Here is a 17,058-nt window from a genome sequence, read left to right as displayed (position 1 = left end):
AAAGGCTAAAAAATGAATCAAACTACAATAATAAATAAATTAAATGATTTAAAATATGATGGATTTAAATCAGCATACTTAAGACAAATAGAAGATACAAATTATAGTAAATTAAGCTTTGATGAAAGAGTATATAATTTACTAGAAGCTCAAGAGATATTTCTTCAAAATAAAAGAATATCAGTGAATTTAAGATTGTCAAAAATAAAAGATAAACAAGCATCTTTAGAAGATATAGATTATTCTTCAAAAAGAAAAATTGATAAATCAATTATTAAAGATTTATCAAATATGAACTTTATTAGGAATCATCATAATGTAATAATTTCAGGTTGTACAGGTACCGGAAAATCATACATTTCCCAAGCTTTGGGAAATAGAGCAGTAATTGATGGATTTAGAGTTTATTATATAAGAGTTCCTACTCTTCTTGAAGAGATAAAGATTTCAAGAGCAACAGGAACATATACAAATTTATTAAAAAAGTACTCAAGATTTCAATTACTCATTTTAGATGACTTTGGAACTTCAACAATTTCAACAGATGATGCAACAAATTTATTTGAGATAATAGAAGATAGAACAGAGATAAATTCCACAATAATAACTTCACAACTACCTGTTTCAAGTTGGTATGATTATTTAAATAATGACACAGTTGCAGATGCCATTTTAGATAGGATAATTCACTCATCACATAGGATAGAATTAGAAGGAGAATCAATGAGAAAATTAAGATCAAAAATCAATAAAATTTAAAAACATTCGGACACTTATGATATAATTTTACACTTAGAAAATTTCTACTTTTAAACTGTCCGAATACTTCTGGCTGGGTGTCCGAATGAATCGGCTGGAGCACTTTGGATAATGGTAGAAAATTAATAGTAACACATTCCCTAAAAAGAGCACGAAAAGATAAAACTGATAGGGAAAAGGGGATTATAAAACTAAGAGAGAAACTTCAAAAAAATAGATCAGTTAAAACACACCTATCAACACAAGGATTCAAAAAATATCTCCAACTAGAAGAGACAAAAGATGAAGCAACATCTTGTGATTTTACAATAACACTCAATGAAGAGAAGATTGTTCAAGATGCCCTTTGGGATGGATTAAAAGGTTTAATAGTCAACAAAGACTCCAAATTAACTAATGATGAGATACTTACTCAATATTCAAATCTATGGCAAGTTGAAGAGTCTTTTAGAATCACAAAATCTGATTTAAAAATAAGACCAGTATACCATTGGAAACCTAGTCGTGTTAAAGCTCATTTAGCTATAAGCTTTGCTGCACTTTTTTTAGTACGACACTTAGAATATAGAGTAAAAGTACAATATAAAAAACTTTCTCCTAAAAAGATAAAAGAATTACTACTATCTGTACAACACTCAACATTAGTAGATAAAACAAGAAAAATTAAATACGCAATACCATCAAAAACAAATGTAGATATAAATAAACTCTACAGAATTATGGGATTAAAGAAACATACAACACCCTATATTCTAGGAAAATTCTAACAGTAAATATACTAAAATCTATAAAAAGTAGTGCCCCTTGAAAATTGGGAATCCCTTAGTTAAGGTGTTTGTTTGAAAAATATGCGGAAGTCGGGAGAAGTGATTTTTTCTTTGATTTTGTCAAATCTTCTTTTACTTCAAGAATATCTTTATACTTATCATCTTCATTTTTATTATTTGTTTGATTAGGTTCTTCGTTTTCAATAGTTAATGTATTAGCATCTGATAAGTCATCTTTTATTTTTAATTCTTCTATTGCGTTACTTTCTTCTGCCATTGATACTCTTTTAAAGTTTATTTTGTTTTTCTTTTAATCTTTTATAATACTCTTTTCTGTATTTCTTTAGTTCTTCTTTTTTTCTTTCTCTATACTCTTTATCATACTCGAGTCTTTTTTCTTTATTTTGCTCATAGTAATCTTTTTTAGTATCTTTATACTCTTTTATTTTTTTTATGATTAAATCTTTTCTAACATCAACATAATTCTTTTGAGCTTTTATTATTTCTTTAATTTTAAGGGAAAAATTATCATCTTTTAACTCTTCTTGATAATCTATCTCTTTTTTTACTATCTTTTTCTTTTTTAAATAGTACTCTTTTTTCTTTTTTTTATGAGCTAAAAAATTCTGTTCTCTTCTTTTTTTTAATTCATCTAAATTCATTGGCTTAAATTATTTATTAAGTCTTTAAGCTATTTACTACACTTAGCATACTATCTGCTGTTGTAATAGATTTAGAATTAGCTTCATAGGCTCTTTGCGCAGTAATTAAGTCAACCATCTCAGTAACTAATGTTACATTTGATAACTCAACCATTCCTTGCTGAATTGAACCAAATTGTTCTTCATCTGGAGTTCCTTCTATTGCATCTCCTGAAGCATCACTTTGCATAAATAATGAATTTCCAAGTGGAATTAAGCCTGCTGAATTAATAAAATCTACCAAAGTGATATTTCCTAATTCTTGGCTTTCTCCAGTTGTTGAATCTGTTGCAGTTACTGTTCCATCCAAGGCTACAGAAACATCTTCAACATTATCGGGTATAACTATTTCAGGACTTAGTAAATAACCATTCCCATTAACAATAGCACCATCTGAGTTTAATTTAAATTCACCATTTCTAGAGTAAGCTGTTTCTCCATTTGGAAGAGTAATTTGAAAAAAACCTTTACCAGATATTGCTAAGTCAAAAGTGTTTGATGTTGTATTTAAAGAACCTTGTGAAAAATTCTTTTGTATACCAGAAATTCGAACTCCTAATCCAACATCAATACCTGTAGGATTCATTGTCGTTTGTGATGTTTGACCCGCTGTGTAATTTAATGTTTCATACATTAAATCTTGAAATTCTGCTCGATCTTGCTTAAATCCTGCAGTGTTAACGTTAGCAATATTATTTGAAGTAACATCAAGTTGGTGCTGCATTGCATTCATTCCACTTGCTGCTGTGTAAAGTCCTCTCATCATGGGCTATCCTTTTGAATTGCGTATAAAACAATTATATTTTAAGTACAATTAAAGTTAGATAAATTAACTAAGTTATTTTTTGATGATTAAGTATAAATTTAAAACAAATCGTATATAATGCTTAATTATTGAAAATATTTATGTATACAGGGGATAGTTAATGAAAATTCTGATAGTTGATGATAGCTCTACAATGAGAAGAATCATTGGAAATGTAGTTATGCAATTAGGATTTGCTAAAGATAATTTTGACGAAGCTGAAGATGGTGTAAAAGCATGGAAGTTACTTAGTGAAAGTCATTATGATGTAATATTAACAGACTGGAATATGCCAAATATGAATGGTTTAGAGCTTGTTAAAAAAGTTAGATCAGAAGGGACACACCAAAAAACACCAATCATTATGATTACAACTGAAGGTGGCAAAGGTGAGGTTATAATAGCATTAAAAGCAGGAGTGAACAACTATATAGTTAAACCCTTCAATGCAGAGGTTTTAAAAGAAAAACTTGATGGTGTATTAAAAAAATAATATAAGGCCTTATCATGAGTATGAGTCAGGAAGAAATTGAAGCTTTAATGAGTGGTTTAGATATTGACGATGATGCAACAGATTCTGAGGAATCGTCTGAAAAAACAAAAGTAAACACACAAGAAATTGAAGAGTTATTAGCACAAACTGAAGATTATAAAAAAGTAGATTCTAAGTCAAAAAGTGAAGAAGATAGTAGGGTTACTATCGATGATTCAAAAGACATAATTAGTAAAAAAGAAGAATCTCGTGTAAAAACAGATGAAATTGAACAATTACTACATGATATTGAAACTAACTCTTCTTCTAAATTTGAAGAAGAAGATGAAGAAGATTCTTTAGAAGACTTAGATTTAGATTCTTTGGATAAACTTGAAGATGAAGTTAAACCAGAAGAACAAGTTGATTTAGAAAATCTTACTGTTGAAGAGGCCCCAAAAATTGAGGTTAAAGAAAACTCTTTAAAAGAAAAAGACATAAGTGAAAAAAAAGAAACTAGAAGTGATGAAGATGTAGCAAAAGATTGGACTTCTTCAAGAATTGAAGAAGGAGTATTCCCTCTTCCCGTTGAAAAAGATACCAAAGTAGTTAGTCAATTAAATCAAGTTGCTAATGATTCTGAAGAAAAAGTTTCTCAAATATTTGATGTGTTAAGTTTAACTTTAGACAATAATAATGAGCTTAGAAACTCTATTAAATCAATGGAATCATTTATTGCTTCACAAACTAGTTTATTGGAATCATTGAATAATAAATTTCCTAATATTGAGGTTTTTGAAGAACACTTAAATAATATTAAGACTGTTTCAACAACTTTAAATAATTTAAAACTACAATCTAGTACTGAAGACGCTCAAATTTTTCAAGCTATGGAATTAATGCAATTCAATGATATTAATAGACAAAAAATAGAACGTGTAATGTCTGTTATTAGAAAATTGTCTATGTATTTAAATAATTTATTTGAAGATGATGGAACAGCTAGTAATGTTGCTGTTGCAAAACATATTCATGGTGATCATTCAACTGATTTAGCTGGAGATGATTTAGAGAAATTAATTACTGAATTTTCAGATCATAAGGAATAGTTAATGAACCAAGGTACTTATCCTCTTGCTGCATCGATGATTAATCAAATTAATCGTTTAGATCAAGTTAGTAATAATTTAGCAAATGTAAATACAAACCCAAATAAATCCATAGTACAATTTCTGCTCTTTACTTGTAAAAAAATATCAATTTTTTCAGAATAAAAATACTAAATTAGGCTATAAAATTATACTTCACATTTTTTGACTCCAATTTTAATGAGATATTGGTACTTTTTGCGAGATTTACAGTTTTTCAGGCGATAGTATCCTGTTGTTATTTTATTGAAAAATAGGATTTTTAAGTTTTTAGCTGTCATTGTAAGCTCTCTTCATAAGCTCTGTATCTGATGTTTTGTAACAATTCTTTAAACTGTTCATTAACTTTTAGAGTTATCTCTCTGGCATGTGAAACTACTTTACCTGCGATATTATAAAGCTTGTATCTGATTGTTTTTACTGTATGTTTTTGCATATTAGAGTCTAAAATCTGTTTGAATAGTAAAAACAGATTATATGCTAAAGTACCAATGGCAAAGTAAAAGGCATTTGCTTGTGTGTTGGATGTTGGAAGATAACTCATATTAAAGCCATTCTTTAACTCTTTAATCTTGTTCTCACTTGTTTCACCACGTTGACGATGAAGTTTAATAATCTCTTCAGAGCTTAAATCATTATCATTTGTAGCAATACAGTAATAAATCTCATCTTGATATTGCATCATCACTTCATCCGATATATACTCCTCCATTGTCGGAAGAATCGGTGTTATATCTTTTTTAATTACTATCATCCGAAAAGCATTATCTGTATCTTGCATTGTATGTGTAAACTCTGAAACTTTCTCTCTTTTGGAAAAAAATTGCCATGTATCATCTTTAATATCTTTGATTGAATCAAATACATTCTTGTTCTTTTTAGCTGTTACAGTAAAAAGAATATTTTCTTTATCGCAGTGGTTAAAAATAGCAGCTTGATACGAAGCACTATCAGCACGAAACCTATCAAACTTTACTCCGATTGGAAGTTGTCCTTGGCACTGCTTGATAAACTCTAAGTTTTTGCTTGCAGGTGCCTCATTACCCTCTTTGAAATCAACATCAATTACATATCCGCCATTAATATGTCCAACCATAGGCATATAACCAGGTGCATTTTTATAAGACCACTTTGCAGTATTTTTATGTGCTTCAATAAATGTAGCATCTATGTCTAAGATAAGCTCTTCACTTTTGATACTTTTTAGAAATCTTTTTAAGAACTGTTTGTTGATCTTTCTTATTCCATCTTCCCCGATAGTCTTATGCTTATGAAGATATTTTGTGAACGCTGATGCTGTTGGAATATTATCCATTTTTAGAAGTGTTGAGAGTGCTGTATCTAATCGTATCTCTTTAATATCATCAAGAACTCTACCCCCACTGTGAAGCATTAGAATCAATGGATAAATAAATTCAAACGGAGTATATCCGTTTGGATGTTTAGCTAAAGGAAGGTTTGTATTGCAAAGACTCTCAAGGTTTATACCTTTGAGATACTCCCCAAATATTGCTACACCTGTTCTAGGAGTTAATTTTTCGTTTGTGGATTGTAGTTTGAAATTTAAGATAGTCTGTGCCATAATCTAATCCTGAGTTAGAAAAAGTTACACCCAGTAGGTGAAAGTTTTAGGTGTAACTTTTTCGCTTTAAAGTACCTAATTATAGAGCAAGTCGGCTTGTTGTCTAATTTAGTATGGAATTATTAGGGTAAAAGGTTTCTCAAAAATTACTATGGTTGTTGATCCAATACTTAGAAAAAGAATTTCTGAAATTTATGAAAAATTTGGTTTACAAGTTTCTGTTTTATCACATGCTGAACTTGATTCAAAAGCAAACTTTGCTATTGAAGGAACATTAGAGTTCTAAGATGAAGATATTTAAATTTATTGGATTATTTCTTTTCTTTGTAAATACACTTTATGGAAATGTAAAATTATATCTTCCTTCAAATAATATAGTTAAGAATGAAGCTTTTATTTTTGTTTTAGAAGCATATGGAAACAATATAACTTTTCCAAGTATACCTTTAATTGATGGTAAAGCAGTGCAAGAAATTTCAAGCATAACATCAACCAATATCATTAATGGAAAAGTAACAAAAAAAATAAAAAAAACTTATTCTTTTTATCCAATAAAGGATTTCATTTTACCTTCTTTTGAAGTAGATATAGATGGAAAAAACTATAAAACAAATGAAGAAAAAATTAGTATACAAAAAGCTTCAAAAACACAATCTTCTCTTTTTGATTTTAGTATAAAAACTAATAATAATGATTTATATATTGGTGAGAATTTTATTTTAACAATGGTTTTTAAATATAAAAAAGATCTTGATATTCTTGATTTATCTTTTGATAAACCAAGTTTCGAAAATTTTTGGTACAAGCAGATTGATAATACTAAAAAATATGAAGAGGGTGATTTTACTGTTTTTGAAATAAAGTTTTTGATGTTTGCATTAAAAGAGGGTAGTCAAAAAATAGAAGCTCTTGGCATCAATGCCCAAGTAATGGATAATAGTTCTTATTCAGTTTTCTCTTCTACAAGAAATAAAAAAATATATTCAAATGAATTAAATTTTAATATTAAAAATTTACCGGCAAATACTAATTTAATTGGAAATTTTGAAATAAGTGCTTCTGTTGATAAACAAATAGTAAAAAAAGGTGAAGCGGTTTCTTTTAAATTAAATATAATAGGATCTGGAAATATTGATGATATTCCTGATATTAAAATTCCTATTGATGATGTAACAATTTATGAAAATAAACCACTTGTTAAAACTCAAATTTTAAATAATGAATATAAAGGTGAATGGGAAAAAGTATATTCAATTATTGCGAATAGGTCTTTTACAATTCCAAGTATTAAACTAGATTATTTTGATAAAAACTTATCAAAAGTAATAAGTAAACAAACAAATAGTTTTAATATTGAAGTTTTAGATGAAGAAATTAAAAAAGAAGTTCTTTTAGAAAAAGCAACAGAAAAAATATTGCCAGAAGAAAAGCCAAAAGAGATTATAAAAGTTGTTGAACAAACTTCAACTTTAGATAGAATTATTTTCTTCTTTTTAGGAATAGCTTTTTCTATATTAATAATAAGTTTATATTTTTATGTTATAACTTCAAAAAGAAAAAAACAAGAAGATAAACCATTAGTAAAAAAAGTTAAAGAGTCAAAAACAAAAGATGAATTACTAAAAATATTGGCTGTTTATTTAAAAATAGATGTAAAATTAGATGCATATATTTTTGAATTAGAAAAAACAAAAGATATTGACTCTTTGAAAAAAGAGATTATTAAAACTTTAAAAGAATTAAAATTATAAGGATAAATTAATGAAAATCATATGGATGTTTTTATTTACAATTACTTCAATCTTTGCAAGCGAATATTATGCAAAATTAGAACCAATAGATAGCTTTCAAGTTAAAGCGGCAGTTTCAGGTAAAGTTATATACTCAAATTCACAAATTGAAGGCTCAAAGGCTAATAATTCAACAATAATAGAAATTGATTCAGAAGTTAATAAAGTTGATTTAGAGCAATCAAGAAATAAACTGAAATATATTGATGAAATGATAAAAATAGAAAACAACAATTACAATAGATTAAATCAAGTTTCATCAAAATCAGCATTTGAAAAAGACACTCAAAAATTAAAAGTGATTAATTTAGAATCTTCAAGATCAGATATGATAATAAAAATAGAAACTTTAAAGGATACAATTTCAAATAAGAAATTAGTTGAAAAATCTAACTATATTTTTAATATTGCAGTAAAAGAAGGTGACTATGTAAATGCTGGAACTTTACTTTATGAATCAAAAGATTTATCAAAAGGTAAATTAGAAATATTTGTTCCAATTGCACAAATAGATGAGATAAAAAATAAAGAGATTTTTTTAGATGGTATAAAAAGTGATACTAAAATTTCAAAAATATATGATGTAGCTGATTCTGTGAATATTTCTTCATATAAAGTTGAATTAATTGTAAATAATGTAAAAACATTTTCAAGGTTGGTAAAAATTGAGTTCAAATAAAAACAAAGTAGCATGTCCTATGGACTGCTATGATGCCTGTCAAGGTCAAATGTATGACGGGAATATAAAAGGCTCAAAAGAAAATTTTGTTACAAATGGCAAACTTTGTGTTAATTTTGCAAACTTATTAAAAGAAGAAAATCTTCAAAATTCATTATTTCAAGGTAAAACTATTTCTTTAGATGAATCTTTAAATATTTTACTTGATAAACTTAAATCAACTACACCTGCAAAAACTCTTTTTTACACAGGAAGCGGAAACTTAGGCCTTATGCAAAGCTCTACAAAAAAATTTTTTACACAATATGGTTCAACCTTAACAAAAGGAAGTTTGTGTGATGGAGGTGGAGGAGCTGGAATTAAAGCTGGAAGACAAAATGTTATAAATCCACCAATCCAAAAGCTTATAGATGCAGATATTATTATCGTTTGGGGAAGAAATTTCTCAGTAACTTCTTCTCATATGTACAATTTAGTTAAAGATAAAACATTTGTAACAATAGATCCAATTTGCACAGATATAGCAAAAAAATCAAAAATACATATGCAAAATAATCCAAAAACAGATTATGAATTGGCTTTATTATTTACAAGATTTGCACATATGCAAGATTTGGAAGATAGAGATTTTATAGAAGAATTTGGCACAGGTGCTGATTGGTTTTTTGATATATCAAGAAATAGACCAGTTGTTTCTTATGAAGCAACAACAGGAGTTCCTCTTTCTCAAGTTAATGATTTCTTTGATTTAATTGAAGGTAAAAAAGTTGCTATCATGTTAGGTCTTGGGGTTCAAAAGTATTTTGAAGGCGCTCAAATAATGAGATGTATTGATTCTTTTGCTGCTTATATGGGATATCATAAACAAGATGCAGGTGGAGTTTGGTATTTAAGTGATTCTGCATATGGTTATAAAAAGCAGTTTGAAATAAAAGGAAGTAATAAAAAAGTTTCTGTTGCTAAAACTGATTTTGCTTCATTTGACTTAGTTTTTATTCAAGGTGGAAATCCAGCTGTTTCTGCTCCAAATAGTGCTAAAGTAAAAGAAGGATTGAAAAAATCTTTTGTGGTTTATTTTGGTACAACTTTAAATGATACTTGTGAATATGCAGATTTAATAATTCCTTCAAGTTCTTTTTTATCAAAAAAAGATGTAAGATTATCTTATGGTCATGAATTTAAAGCAATTTCAGAAGTAGTAGTTCCTAAAAATGAAAACAGTATTAGTGAATATGAATTGGCAAACTATCTTTTAGAGAAGTTTAATTTTGATAAATTAAAAGATGAAGATGAAGTTATTTCATATTATGCAAATCATAAACCTGATTTAAAAGATTTTGATACTTTTGAATTTATTGAAGAAGTAGAAATTGAGCCTTTATATAAAGATAAAACATCAGATAATTTTTATTTTATAACAGCAAAAAGTAAAAATTCTTTAAATTCTCAATTTGCAAAAGATGATTTTGTTTATTTACATTCATCAACAAATTTTAAAGATAATGATAATGTTACTATCTCATCAAAATATGGAAGTGCAAAATTTATTGTAAAAATAAATGACGATATTAAAAGTGATTGTGTATTTTTATTTGCAGGAAACAAAAATGCAAACTATTTAACTCCTTTTGATGAAGATGAAAGCTCAAATTCTGCGATGTATCAAGAAGTATTGGTGGAAATTGAACTATCGTAAACTTTTTGCTGAACATAAGATTATTAGGGATTTATCTTTAGTTCAGTTTATCGCATATTTTGGTGCGTGGTTTTCTAATGTTGCAATCTACACAATGCTTGTTAACTTTGGTTCAAGTGAAATGGCAATTTCAATAGTAACTGCAATGCATTTCTTACCAGCTATTTTAATTGCTCCTTTTTCAGGTGCAATAATAGATAGGGTAAAAATCAAACCTTTAATGACTTTATTGATTTTAATAGAACTAATAATGACTATTTTATTTTTAACAATTGATGATAAAAGTGAAATTTGGCTTTTAATGATTTTGATTTTTATTAGAATGAGTGCTGCTTCTATGTTCTTTTCAACAGAGATGTCTCTTTTATCTAAACTTCTTAAGGGTAAACCTTTACAAATGGCAAATGAAATCCACTCTATTATATGGTCATTTACTTATGCAGCGGGTATGGGAATAAGCGGTTTTATAGTTAATTGGTATGGTGTAAAAACAGCTTTTATGATTGATGCTATAATTTTTACTATTGCATTAATTGTTTTTATAAGAATTGATTTTGTAGTAAAAGCTAGTACTGCAACTGATAATTTTATGAAACTAATAAAAGATGGATTTATCTATATAAAAAACAATAAAATCATGCTTCATTTAATTTTTTTACATTCATGTGTTGGATTGACTTCCTTTGATGCATTGATTACTATTTTGGCAAAAAATGAGTATAAGTATATTATTTCTGTTCCCCTTGCAATTGGTTTATCAAATGCAGTTAGAGCTGTTGCTTTAATGTTTGGACCTGTGTTTTTATCAAAATATGTTACTAAAGAGAACTTACACTATTTATTGATATTTCAAGGATTATCAATAATTTTATGGGGATTTATGCAAAGCAATTTTTATATTTCATTAATTGCATTATTTATTGTAGGTCTTAGTACAACGACTTTATGGTCATTTACTTATGCTTTATTACAAGATAATTGTGATGAAAGATATATAGGAAGAGTAATTTCTTATAACGATATGTTCTTTATGCTCTCATGTGTTGTTACAACTTTGTTTATTGGCTTAATGGCAAGTTTAACTTCTGTTGATATAATTACCATTCTTTTAGGGCTAGGATTTTTAGCTTTTGCTTTTTACTACACAAGGATATTAAAATGGATATAGTTGAAAAAGTTTTATTACTTGCAATATTAAAAAAAGAGTCTGATGAGACTTTAAATGATGTGGTCTTAAAACTAGAAAATACAAATTTATTCTCTTTAAAAGAGGGTAAAAGATTACTGAAAAAACTTAGAAGTGAAGAGTTTATTTCTGATTCATACTTAACTTTAAAAGGTGAAGTAACAGCTAAGAATGTTGATCAAGAATTTAAATTATAAAAAGGGAAATAAATGATTTTAGATTATAAAGATATTGACGATTTAAATAGATATAAAATTATGTCAGGAACTGTAATTCCACGACCAATTGCTTGGATTGTAACAGATGATGATGGTGTATTAAACGCAGCACCATTTTCTTATTTTATTCCTATTTCTTCTAACCCTGCACTATTAATTGTTGCTATTGGAATAAAAGAAGATGGTAGTCCAAAGGATTCATTGGCAAATATTTTAAAAACAAAAAAAGCAACTATTTGTTTTGTAAATAAAGAGAATGTTGATCAAGTACAAAAATGTGCAACTCCACTTGGAAAAGAAGTAAGTGAAATCGAAAAATTTGAAATTGATGTAAAAAATGTAATGGAAGGTTACCCTCCTATGATAGCATCTTCTCAAAGTGCTTTATTTTGTGAATATTATGATACATATGAAATCCCAGGAGATACAACACCTGTTGTTTTAGAGTTAAAATATCAATATATTGATGATGATAGAATTAATGAAAGAAATCATATTAAAATAGAAAATATAGGAAGATGTGGAGTTACATTTAAAGCTTTAGTTGATTTATAATTAAAAGGCTAATTTAGCCTTTTAATTTTTTTGTTTTATACCGCAGTATTTCCACAATGTCCACATTTTTTTGCAGCAATTGGAATTTCCATTGCACATTCACTACATACTTTAGTTGTAGGTGCTGCTTCAGGAACAACTTCTTCTTTTTTAAGTTTATTATATGATTTGATAAACATAAACATAACAAAGCCTAAAATTACAAATGAAATAGTATCATTTACAAATAAACCATATTTAATAGCAGGAGCTCCTGCTTTATCAAGTTCTGCAATAGTAGCATATGCATTTCCATCTAAAGAGATGAATAATTGTGAGAAATCAACTCTTCCAAGTAATAAACCAATTGGAGGCATTATTACATTTGCTACAAGTGATTTGATTAGTGTTGCGAACGCAGCTCCAAAAATAAATCCCACAGCCATAAGTAATTAATCAAAATTAATGTCTTGTTTTATAAGCTAGTTTTAGCTATAATACTATATGAGATATATAAGTAATTTAAATAATAAAACAGTAAAAGAATTAGAAAAAATAGTAAAAAATGGTAGTTCATTGCAATTAAGACAAAGAGCTAAATCTATACTTTTAAGTAATGAAGGTATAACAGTAAAAGAGATATGCAAAATATTCAATAAGTCAACAAGAACAGTTTATAGATGGTTTGATAGATTCAAAGAAGAACAAATAGAAAATTTATCTGATGAAATTGGTCGTGGTAGAAAACCAGCACTAAATGAAAATGATATTGATAAAGTAAAAAAACTTATTGAAACAAATAGTATCAAAGAGACTTGTATAGCTCTTAATAAAGAGTCAAAAAGAGTTAAAAAAGTATCACCTCAAATCTTAAAAAGATATTTAAAAAAATATACAATATAGTTTTAAAAGAGCTAGAAACACTATATTTAAAGAGAAGAAGTGGATGAATTATTCTTCCAAAAAAGCTCAAATACTTAATGTTTTAAGCTGGTCTGCTAAAGATTGGATTGATACATATTATTTTGATGAGAGTGGTTTTTCACTTGATTCAAATATCCCTTATTATTGGTCACCAATAGGTAAGCCAGTAGAAATTCCATCAAATAGATTTGCAAAAAGAATAAATGTTTTAGGGTTTTTAAATACAAAGAATAATCATCTCTTTTCGAAAACTACAATAACAAAAGTAGATACACAAGTTGTTATAGATTTCTTTAATGATTTTGTAAATCAGATTACAAAAACTACTGTTGTCATACTTGATAATGCATCTATTCACACAAGTAAGCTTTTTAAAGCAGAGATAGAAAAGTGGGAGAAGCTTGGACTACAATTATTATTTTTACCACCATATTCACCTGAACTAAATAAAATAGAAATATTGTGGAAACATATGAAATATCACTATCATAAACTAGAAGCTTATTTATCATTTGATAATTTACATAAACATGTTAAAAATTTATTAGCTGGCTTTGGAACTAATTATGACATTAATTTTAAGTAGGTACTTATCAACAACATTACCTTTTATTAAAAAATCTCTAAATTCTTTAAGCATATTTTTCCTTTAATTTTTTTTGTAATTATAATTAAAAAGTACTTATAAATAATAAAATAAAAATTCCTATAATTTTATATTAATAAAATAATATAAAAATAATCTATAAATTACATTTTGATTACACTGAAATAGTACTTAACCTTTAATTTTAAAAATAAATAATATATTATAATAATTATAATTCAAGAGGTAGAAATGAACAACTTAAGATTAAAAAATAAGATAATATTAATATTACTCATTCCTATAGTTGCAATATTAATTTTATCTTCAAATTTAATATATGATAAATATAAGAAAGAAAGAAATATGACTGAGACATCAAGTTATATTCTATTCACAGTAAAAGTTTCAAATCTTTTAACAAATTTTCAAAAAGAAAGAGAGTATTTTATTTCATATATTTCTTCATATGGAAAGGAAAATAAAGTAAATTTAGAAAATCAAATTAAAATAAGCGAGGAATCTCTCAATGAATTAAATATATTTTTAGATGATTTTAAACTTCTTAAAAGCCAAAATAATTTATTAAATAAGTTAGAAGATTTTAAAAATAGTATTTCAAATATAAAAGAATTTAGAGAAGAATCTTTGCAGTTAAAAATAAGTTCAGAAGAATTAATTAATTATTATGGAATCAATATAAAAAATATGGTTTTATTTTTTGATGATTTATTAGTCTATTCAAATACAAAAGAGTTATCAAAATCATCTCAAGCATATGTTTCTTTATTAAATGTGATTGAAAAAGCCTATAGTGAAAAGAATATTGTTAAGAATATTTTTGAACATAATAATATTACAAATGAAAATTATAATGATTTTATTTCATATGTAATTTCTCAAAAATCTTATTTAGATGTTTTTATAAAAAATTTATCTACAAGTCAATCTGAATTTTATGAAAATGAAATTAAAAGTAATAGTTTTAAAGATGTAAATGATTTTAGAGAATTAATTTATATAAAAACAAAGAAAAATATTTATCTAAGTGAGATAAGAGAAGCTATAGGATATGGTGGTTTAATAGATTCATATAAAGATTTTGTAATAACACAAAATGATAACAATTTAAATAAAATACAAAAAAGCCATACAAAAATGTTGAAGGCTATAAAAAGTTATAAAAAACTAGAAAATATATCTAATAATGAGAATATGTTATTAGATGAAATTCAAGCTACATTTGATTTATATATGTCAAAAGCTTATGATGGTGTAGATTTAAATAATACTAATATAAATGATTCAAAAACACAAAAAGCTTTGATTACTTTAGAAAAAAATATTTATGGAGCTGATTTTAGTAAATGGGAAGATGTTTCTTCGCAAAGAATAAATTCATTTGAAGAGATAAAAAAGAAAATTGTTGAAGAGATGATTTCTAATATTCAAGCTAATACTTCTGAATTAAACAATCAAATAGTTTTATTTCTACTATTTATGACAATATTTTTATCTGGAATATTTATTTTTATTCTTTTTATGACAAACAAAATATCAAAATCAATTAGTATTTTTGAAGAAAATCTTAATAGTTTTTTCTCTTATTCAATGAGAGAAAAAGACTCTATTATTTTAAATGAAATAAATGGAAATGATGAATTTGCTATTATGACTAAGAATATGAATATTCAAATATCAAAAATAGAAAAAATTATAGAAAAAGATAAAAATGTGGTTTTAGAAATTACTGATATTATGGAAAAAGTTAATAACGGTTTTTTTGAATATTCTATTAAAGGAAATGCAGCAACAAATGAATTGCAGTCTTTAACTGAAATTATAAATAAAATGATAATTCAAACAAAATTAAAAATTGATAGTTTAAATATTTTATTAAATAGTTATTCTGTCGGTGATTATAAATTTAAACTTGATGAGGTTCATAAAAAAGGAATGTATGGAGATTTTGGAACTTTATGTTCATCTACTATTCTTTTAGGGCAGTCCTCTTCTGAGTTAATTGCAATGATTGTAAATGCAGGTATTGAACTTGAAAATAATACTAAAATTTTAACTAACTCTTCAAATGAGTTATCAATATCATCAAGTGAACAAGCAAGTTCATTAGAACAAAGTTCTGCTTCACTTGAACAAATAACTGTAAATATTAGAAACAATAATAAAAATATGAATAAAATGATGCATATTGCAAATGAATTAAATAATGCAGCAAGTATTGGAAGTACGTCAGCCAAGCAAACGTCTTTATCAATGGATGAAATAAATGATAAAGTAAAAGCTATAAACGAAGCAATTACAATTATTGATCAAATAGCATTTCAAACAAATATCTTATCTCTAAATGCAGCTGTTGAAGCTGCAACTGCGGGTGAAGCAGGGCGTGGATTTGCTGTTGTTGCTGCTGAAGTTAGGAATTTAGCTTCAAGAAGTGCTGAAGCTGCACGAGAAATAAAAAGCTTAGTTGAAAGTGCAAGTATAAAATCAAATGAAGGTAAAACTATTGCAGATGATATGATAAGAGGCTATGATAATTTAAGTAATAAAATTATTGAAACAAAAGATATTATTGATAATGTTAGCCAATTTAGTAAGGAACAAGAGATTGGGATTATTCAAATTAATGAAACAATATCAAGACTTGATACTGCAACTCAAAAAAATGCATTTACAGCTTCACGTATCGATTCCCTTTCTCACGAAGTTTCAAAATTGTCAACAAGATTACTTCAAATAACTTCTCAATCAAAAATAGAAGATAAATTTTTTCATATGGTAGAAAATATTGATTTAATAAAAGAAGTTTCAAAATATAAAAATGATCATATAAATTTCAAGAAGAAACATTATGAAAAATTAGATAATTTTGAGAGTTGTCAAGTTCTAGATTGTAAATCATGTAATATGGGCAAATGGATTATTACTTGTGAAAATGAAAAAAGAAATTTTACAAGTGCAAAAGAGTGGAGTATTTTGAAATCAAATCATGAATTAGTTCATAATAAAATTCAACAATATATATTAGAAAACTCTCAAAAAATGCAAAATAAAATATTAAGACAAACTGCTAGTGATATAGAAGATGCAACTTTAAAAGTATTTGATAGTTTAAATGATATTTTATATATTGAGTCAAAAAATGAACAAAATAGGGAATAAAGGTTTAACTTTATCAATCTTTTGCGAAAAA

General features: G+C 26.4%; 18 protein-coding genes and 2 pseudogenes. 15 read left to right on the top strand and 5 right to left on the bottom strand.

All coding sequences use genetic code 11. From position 1 onward, the window contains the following. The first annotated feature begins 12 nt into the window (after positions 1 to 12). Positions 13 to 759 carry an IS21-like element helper ATPase IstB gene (gene istB / locus AACT_RS12500; protein WP_172127369.1) on the top strand — a complete coding sequence of 249 codons (747 nt, stop codon included), beginning with the start codon at positions 13 to 15 and terminating at the stop codon, positions 757 to 759. Positions 760 to 860: 101 nt separating this feature from the next. Then, positions 861 to 1,526: pseudogene (locus AACT_RS12495) on the top strand (IS1634 family transposase); the annotation flags it as partial. Between the two features lie 55 nt (positions 1,527 to 1,581). Here AACT_RS12495 and AACT_RS12490 read toward each other — a convergent pair. The 3 genes from AACT_RS12490 to flgG are packed head-to-tail and all read right to left on the bottom strand — an operon-like array spanning position 1,582 to position 2,993. Then, entirely contained in the window at positions 1,582 to 1,803 is a 222-nt protein-coding gene (locus tag AACT_RS12490) for a hypothetical protein (RefSeq protein ID WP_172127365.1), read from the bottom strand. 10 nt (positions 1,804 to 1,813) lie between these two features. Beyond that, entirely contained in the window at positions 1,814 to 2,188 is a 375-nt protein-coding gene (locus AACT_RS12485) for a hypothetical protein (RefSeq protein WP_172127363.1), read from the bottom strand. Positions 2,189 to 2,204: 16 nt separating this feature from the next. Continuing rightward, complete coding sequence (flgG, locus tag AACT_RS12480; RefSeq protein WP_172127361.1) at positions 2,205 to 2,993, bottom strand: flagellar basal-body rod protein FlgG; 789 nt, start codon at positions 2,991 to 2,993, stop codon at positions 2,205 to 2,207. A 160-nt stretch (positions 2,994 to 3,153) separates the two neighbouring features. Between flgG and AACT_RS12475 the strand changes: the two genes are divergently transcribed. From AACT_RS12475 to AACT_RS15555, 3 genes and pseudogenes are all read left to right on the top strand, one after another. Beyond that, positions 3,154 to 3,525, top strand: a complete 372-nt coding sequence (locus AACT_RS12475; RefSeq protein WP_172127359.1) for a response regulator — start codon at positions 3,154 to 3,156, stop codon at positions 3,523 to 3,525. A 14-nt stretch (positions 3,526 to 3,539) separates the two neighbouring features. After that, positions 3,540 to 4,613 (top strand): hypothetical protein, encoded by a 1,074-nt coding sequence (locus AACT_RS12470; RefSeq protein ID WP_172127357.1) that lies wholly within the window; start codon positions 3,540 to 3,542, stop codon positions 4,611 to 4,613. 3 nt (positions 4,614 to 4,616) lie between these two features. Then, positions 4,617 to 4,712: pseudogene (locus AACT_RS15555) on the top strand (flagellar hook-basal body protein); the annotation flags it as partial. Positions 4,713 to 4,929: 217 nt separating this feature from the next. Here AACT_RS15555 and AACT_RS12465 read toward each other — a convergent pair. Continuing rightward, the gene (locus AACT_RS12465; protein ID WP_172125880.1) at positions 4,930 to 6,234 is read right to left on the bottom strand and encodes an IS1380 family transposase; all 1,305 of its coding nucleotides are present in this window, start codon (positions 6,232 to 6,234) and stop codon (positions 4,930 to 4,932) included. A 151-nt stretch (positions 6,235 to 6,385) separates the two neighbouring features. Between AACT_RS12465 and AACT_RS15650 the strand changes: the two genes are divergently transcribed. The 7 genes from AACT_RS15650 to AACT_RS12435 are packed head-to-tail and all read left to right on the top strand — an operon-like array spanning position 6,386 to position 12,358. After that, positions 6,386 to 6,520, top strand: a complete 135-nt coding sequence (locus AACT_RS15650) for a hypothetical protein (protein ID WP_272953556.1) — start codon at positions 6,386 to 6,388, stop codon at positions 6,518 to 6,520. A 1-nt stretch (position 6,521) separates the two neighbouring features. Continuing rightward, positions 6,522 to 7,985, top strand: a complete 1,464-nt coding sequence (locus tag AACT_RS12460) for a BatD family protein (RefSeq protein ID WP_172127350.1) — start codon at positions 6,522 to 6,524, stop codon at positions 7,983 to 7,985. A 10-nt stretch (positions 7,986 to 7,995) separates the two neighbouring features. Next, the gene (locus AACT_RS12455) at positions 7,996 to 8,703 is read left to right on the top strand and encodes an efflux RND transporter periplasmic adaptor subunit (RefSeq protein WP_172127326.1); all 708 of its coding nucleotides are present in this window, start codon (positions 7,996 to 7,998) and stop codon (positions 8,701 to 8,703) included. Further along, the gene (locus AACT_RS12450; RefSeq protein ID WP_172127324.1) at positions 8,690 to 10,399 is read left to right on the top strand and encodes a molybdopterin-dependent oxidoreductase; all 1,710 of its coding nucleotides are present in this window, start codon (positions 8,690 to 8,692) and stop codon (positions 10,397 to 10,399) included. Before AACT_RS12455 ends, AACT_RS12450 begins: the two co-directional genes overlap by 14 nt. After that, positions 10,386 to 11,567 (top strand): MFS transporter, encoded by a 1,182-nt coding sequence (locus tag AACT_RS12445; RefSeq protein WP_228720488.1) that lies wholly within the window; start codon positions 10,386 to 10,388, stop codon positions 11,565 to 11,567. The genes AACT_RS12450 and AACT_RS12445 overlap by 14 nt, the downstream gene beginning before the upstream one ends. Then, the gene (locus AACT_RS12440; RefSeq protein ID WP_172127320.1) at positions 11,558 to 11,782 is read left to right on the top strand and encodes a hypothetical protein; all 225 of its coding nucleotides are present in this window, start codon (positions 11,558 to 11,560) and stop codon (positions 11,780 to 11,782) included. Before AACT_RS12445 ends, AACT_RS12440 begins: the two co-directional genes overlap by 10 nt. A 12-nt stretch (positions 11,783 to 11,794) precedes the next feature. Further along, on the top strand, positions 11,795 to 12,358 hold the full coding sequence (locus AACT_RS12435) for a flavin reductase family protein (RefSeq protein ID WP_172127318.1): 564 nt from the start codon (positions 11,795 to 11,797) through the stop codon (positions 12,356 to 12,358). Positions 12,359 to 12,393: 35 nt separating this feature from the next. Here the strand turns inward: AACT_RS12435 and mscL are convergent, their stop codons facing one another. Continuing rightward, positions 12,394 to 12,783, bottom strand: coding sequence for a large conductance mechanosensitive channel protein MscL (gene mscL, locus AACT_RS12430; protein WP_172127316.1), 390 nt, complete (start codon positions 12,781 to 12,783; stop codon positions 12,394 to 12,396). 58 nt (positions 12,784 to 12,841) lie between these two features. Here mscL and AACT_RS12425 point away from each other — a divergent pair, with 58 nt between their 5' ends. The 3 genes from AACT_RS12425 (at position 12,842) to AACT_RS12415 (ending at position 17,027) form a co-directional block, all read left to right on the top strand. Continuing rightward, entirely contained in the window at positions 12,842 to 13,240 is a 399-nt protein-coding gene (locus AACT_RS12425; protein ID WP_172126026.1) for a helix-turn-helix domain-containing protein, read from the top strand. A gap of 43 nt (positions 13,241 to 13,283) precedes the next feature. After that, entirely contained in the window at positions 13,284 to 13,847 is a 564-nt protein-coding gene (locus AACT_RS12420; protein ID WP_172124293.1) for an IS630 family transposase, read from the top strand. A gap of 366 nt (positions 13,848 to 14,213) precedes the next feature. Continuing rightward, positions 14,214 to 17,027 carry a methyl-accepting chemotaxis protein gene (locus AACT_RS12415; RefSeq protein ID WP_172127314.1) on the top strand — a complete coding sequence of 938 codons (2,814 nt, stop codon included), beginning with the start codon at positions 14,214 to 14,216 and terminating at the stop codon, positions 17,025 to 17,027. The last annotated feature ends 31 nt before the right edge of the window (positions 17,028 to 17,058 follow it).

The organism is Arcobacter acticola, assembly GCF_013177675.1.
In the GTDB taxonomy this organism is placed as follows: domain Bacteria; phylum Campylobacterota; class Campylobacteria; order Campylobacterales; family Arcobacteraceae; genus Aliarcobacter; species Aliarcobacter acticola.
The sequence above is the reverse complement of the archived record's forward strand: the minus strand, read 5'-3'. Positions and strand labels throughout refer to the sequence as shown.

Coding starts and splice junctions, on each gene's coding strand:
- istB (WP_172127369.1), top strand. CDS start 13: ATGAATCAAACTACAATAATAAATAAATTAAATGATTTAAAATATGAT.
- AACT_RS12490 (WP_172127365.1), bottom strand. CDS start 1,803: ATGGCAGAAGAAAGTAACGCAATAGAAGAATTAAAAATAAAAGATGAC.
- AACT_RS12485 (WP_172127363.1), bottom strand. CDS start 2,188: ATGAATTTAGATGAATTAAAAAAAAGAAGAGAACAGAATTTTTTAGCT.
- flgG (WP_172127361.1), bottom strand. CDS start 2,993: ATGATGAGAGGACTTTACACAGCAGCAAGTGGAATGAATGCAATGCAG.
- AACT_RS12475 (WP_172127359.1), top strand. CDS start 3,154: ATGAAAATTCTGATAGTTGATGATAGCTCTACAATGAGAAGAATCATT.
- AACT_RS12470 (WP_172127357.1), top strand. CDS start 3,540: ATGAGTATGAGTCAGGAAGAAATTGAAGCTTTAATGAGTGGTTTAGAT.
- AACT_RS12465 (WP_172125880.1), bottom strand. CDS start 6,234: ATGGCACAGACTATCTTAAATTTCAAACTACAATCCACAAACGAAAAA.
- AACT_RS15650 (WP_272953556.1), top strand. CDS start 6,386: ATGGTTGTTGATCCAATACTTAGAAAAAGAATTTCTGAAATTTATGAA.
- AACT_RS12460 (WP_172127350.1), top strand. CDS start 6,522: ATGAAGATATTTAAATTTATTGGATTATTTCTTTTCTTTGTAAATACA.
- AACT_RS12455 (WP_172127326.1), top strand. CDS start 7,996: ATGAAAATCATATGGATGTTTTTATTTACAATTACTTCAATCTTTGCA.
- AACT_RS12440 (WP_172127320.1), top strand. CDS start 11,558: ATGGATATAGTTGAAAAAGTTTTATTACTTGCAATATTAAAAAAAGAG.
- AACT_RS12435 (WP_172127318.1), top strand. CDS start 11,795: ATGATTTTAGATTATAAAGATATTGACGATTTAAATAGATATAAAATT.
- mscL (WP_172127316.1), bottom strand. CDS start 12,783: ATGGCTGTGGGATTTATTTTTGGAGCTGCGTTCGCAACACTAATCAAA.
- AACT_RS12425 (WP_172126026.1), top strand. CDS start 12,842: ATGAGATATATAAGTAATTTAAATAATAAAACAGTAAAAGAATTAGAA.
- AACT_RS12420 (WP_172124293.1), top strand. CDS start 13,284: ATGAATTATTCTTCCAAAAAAGCTCAAATACTTAATGTTTTAAGCTGG.
- AACT_RS12415 (WP_172127314.1), top strand. CDS start 14,214: ATGACTGAGACATCAAGTTATATTCTATTCACAGTAAAAGTTTCAAAT.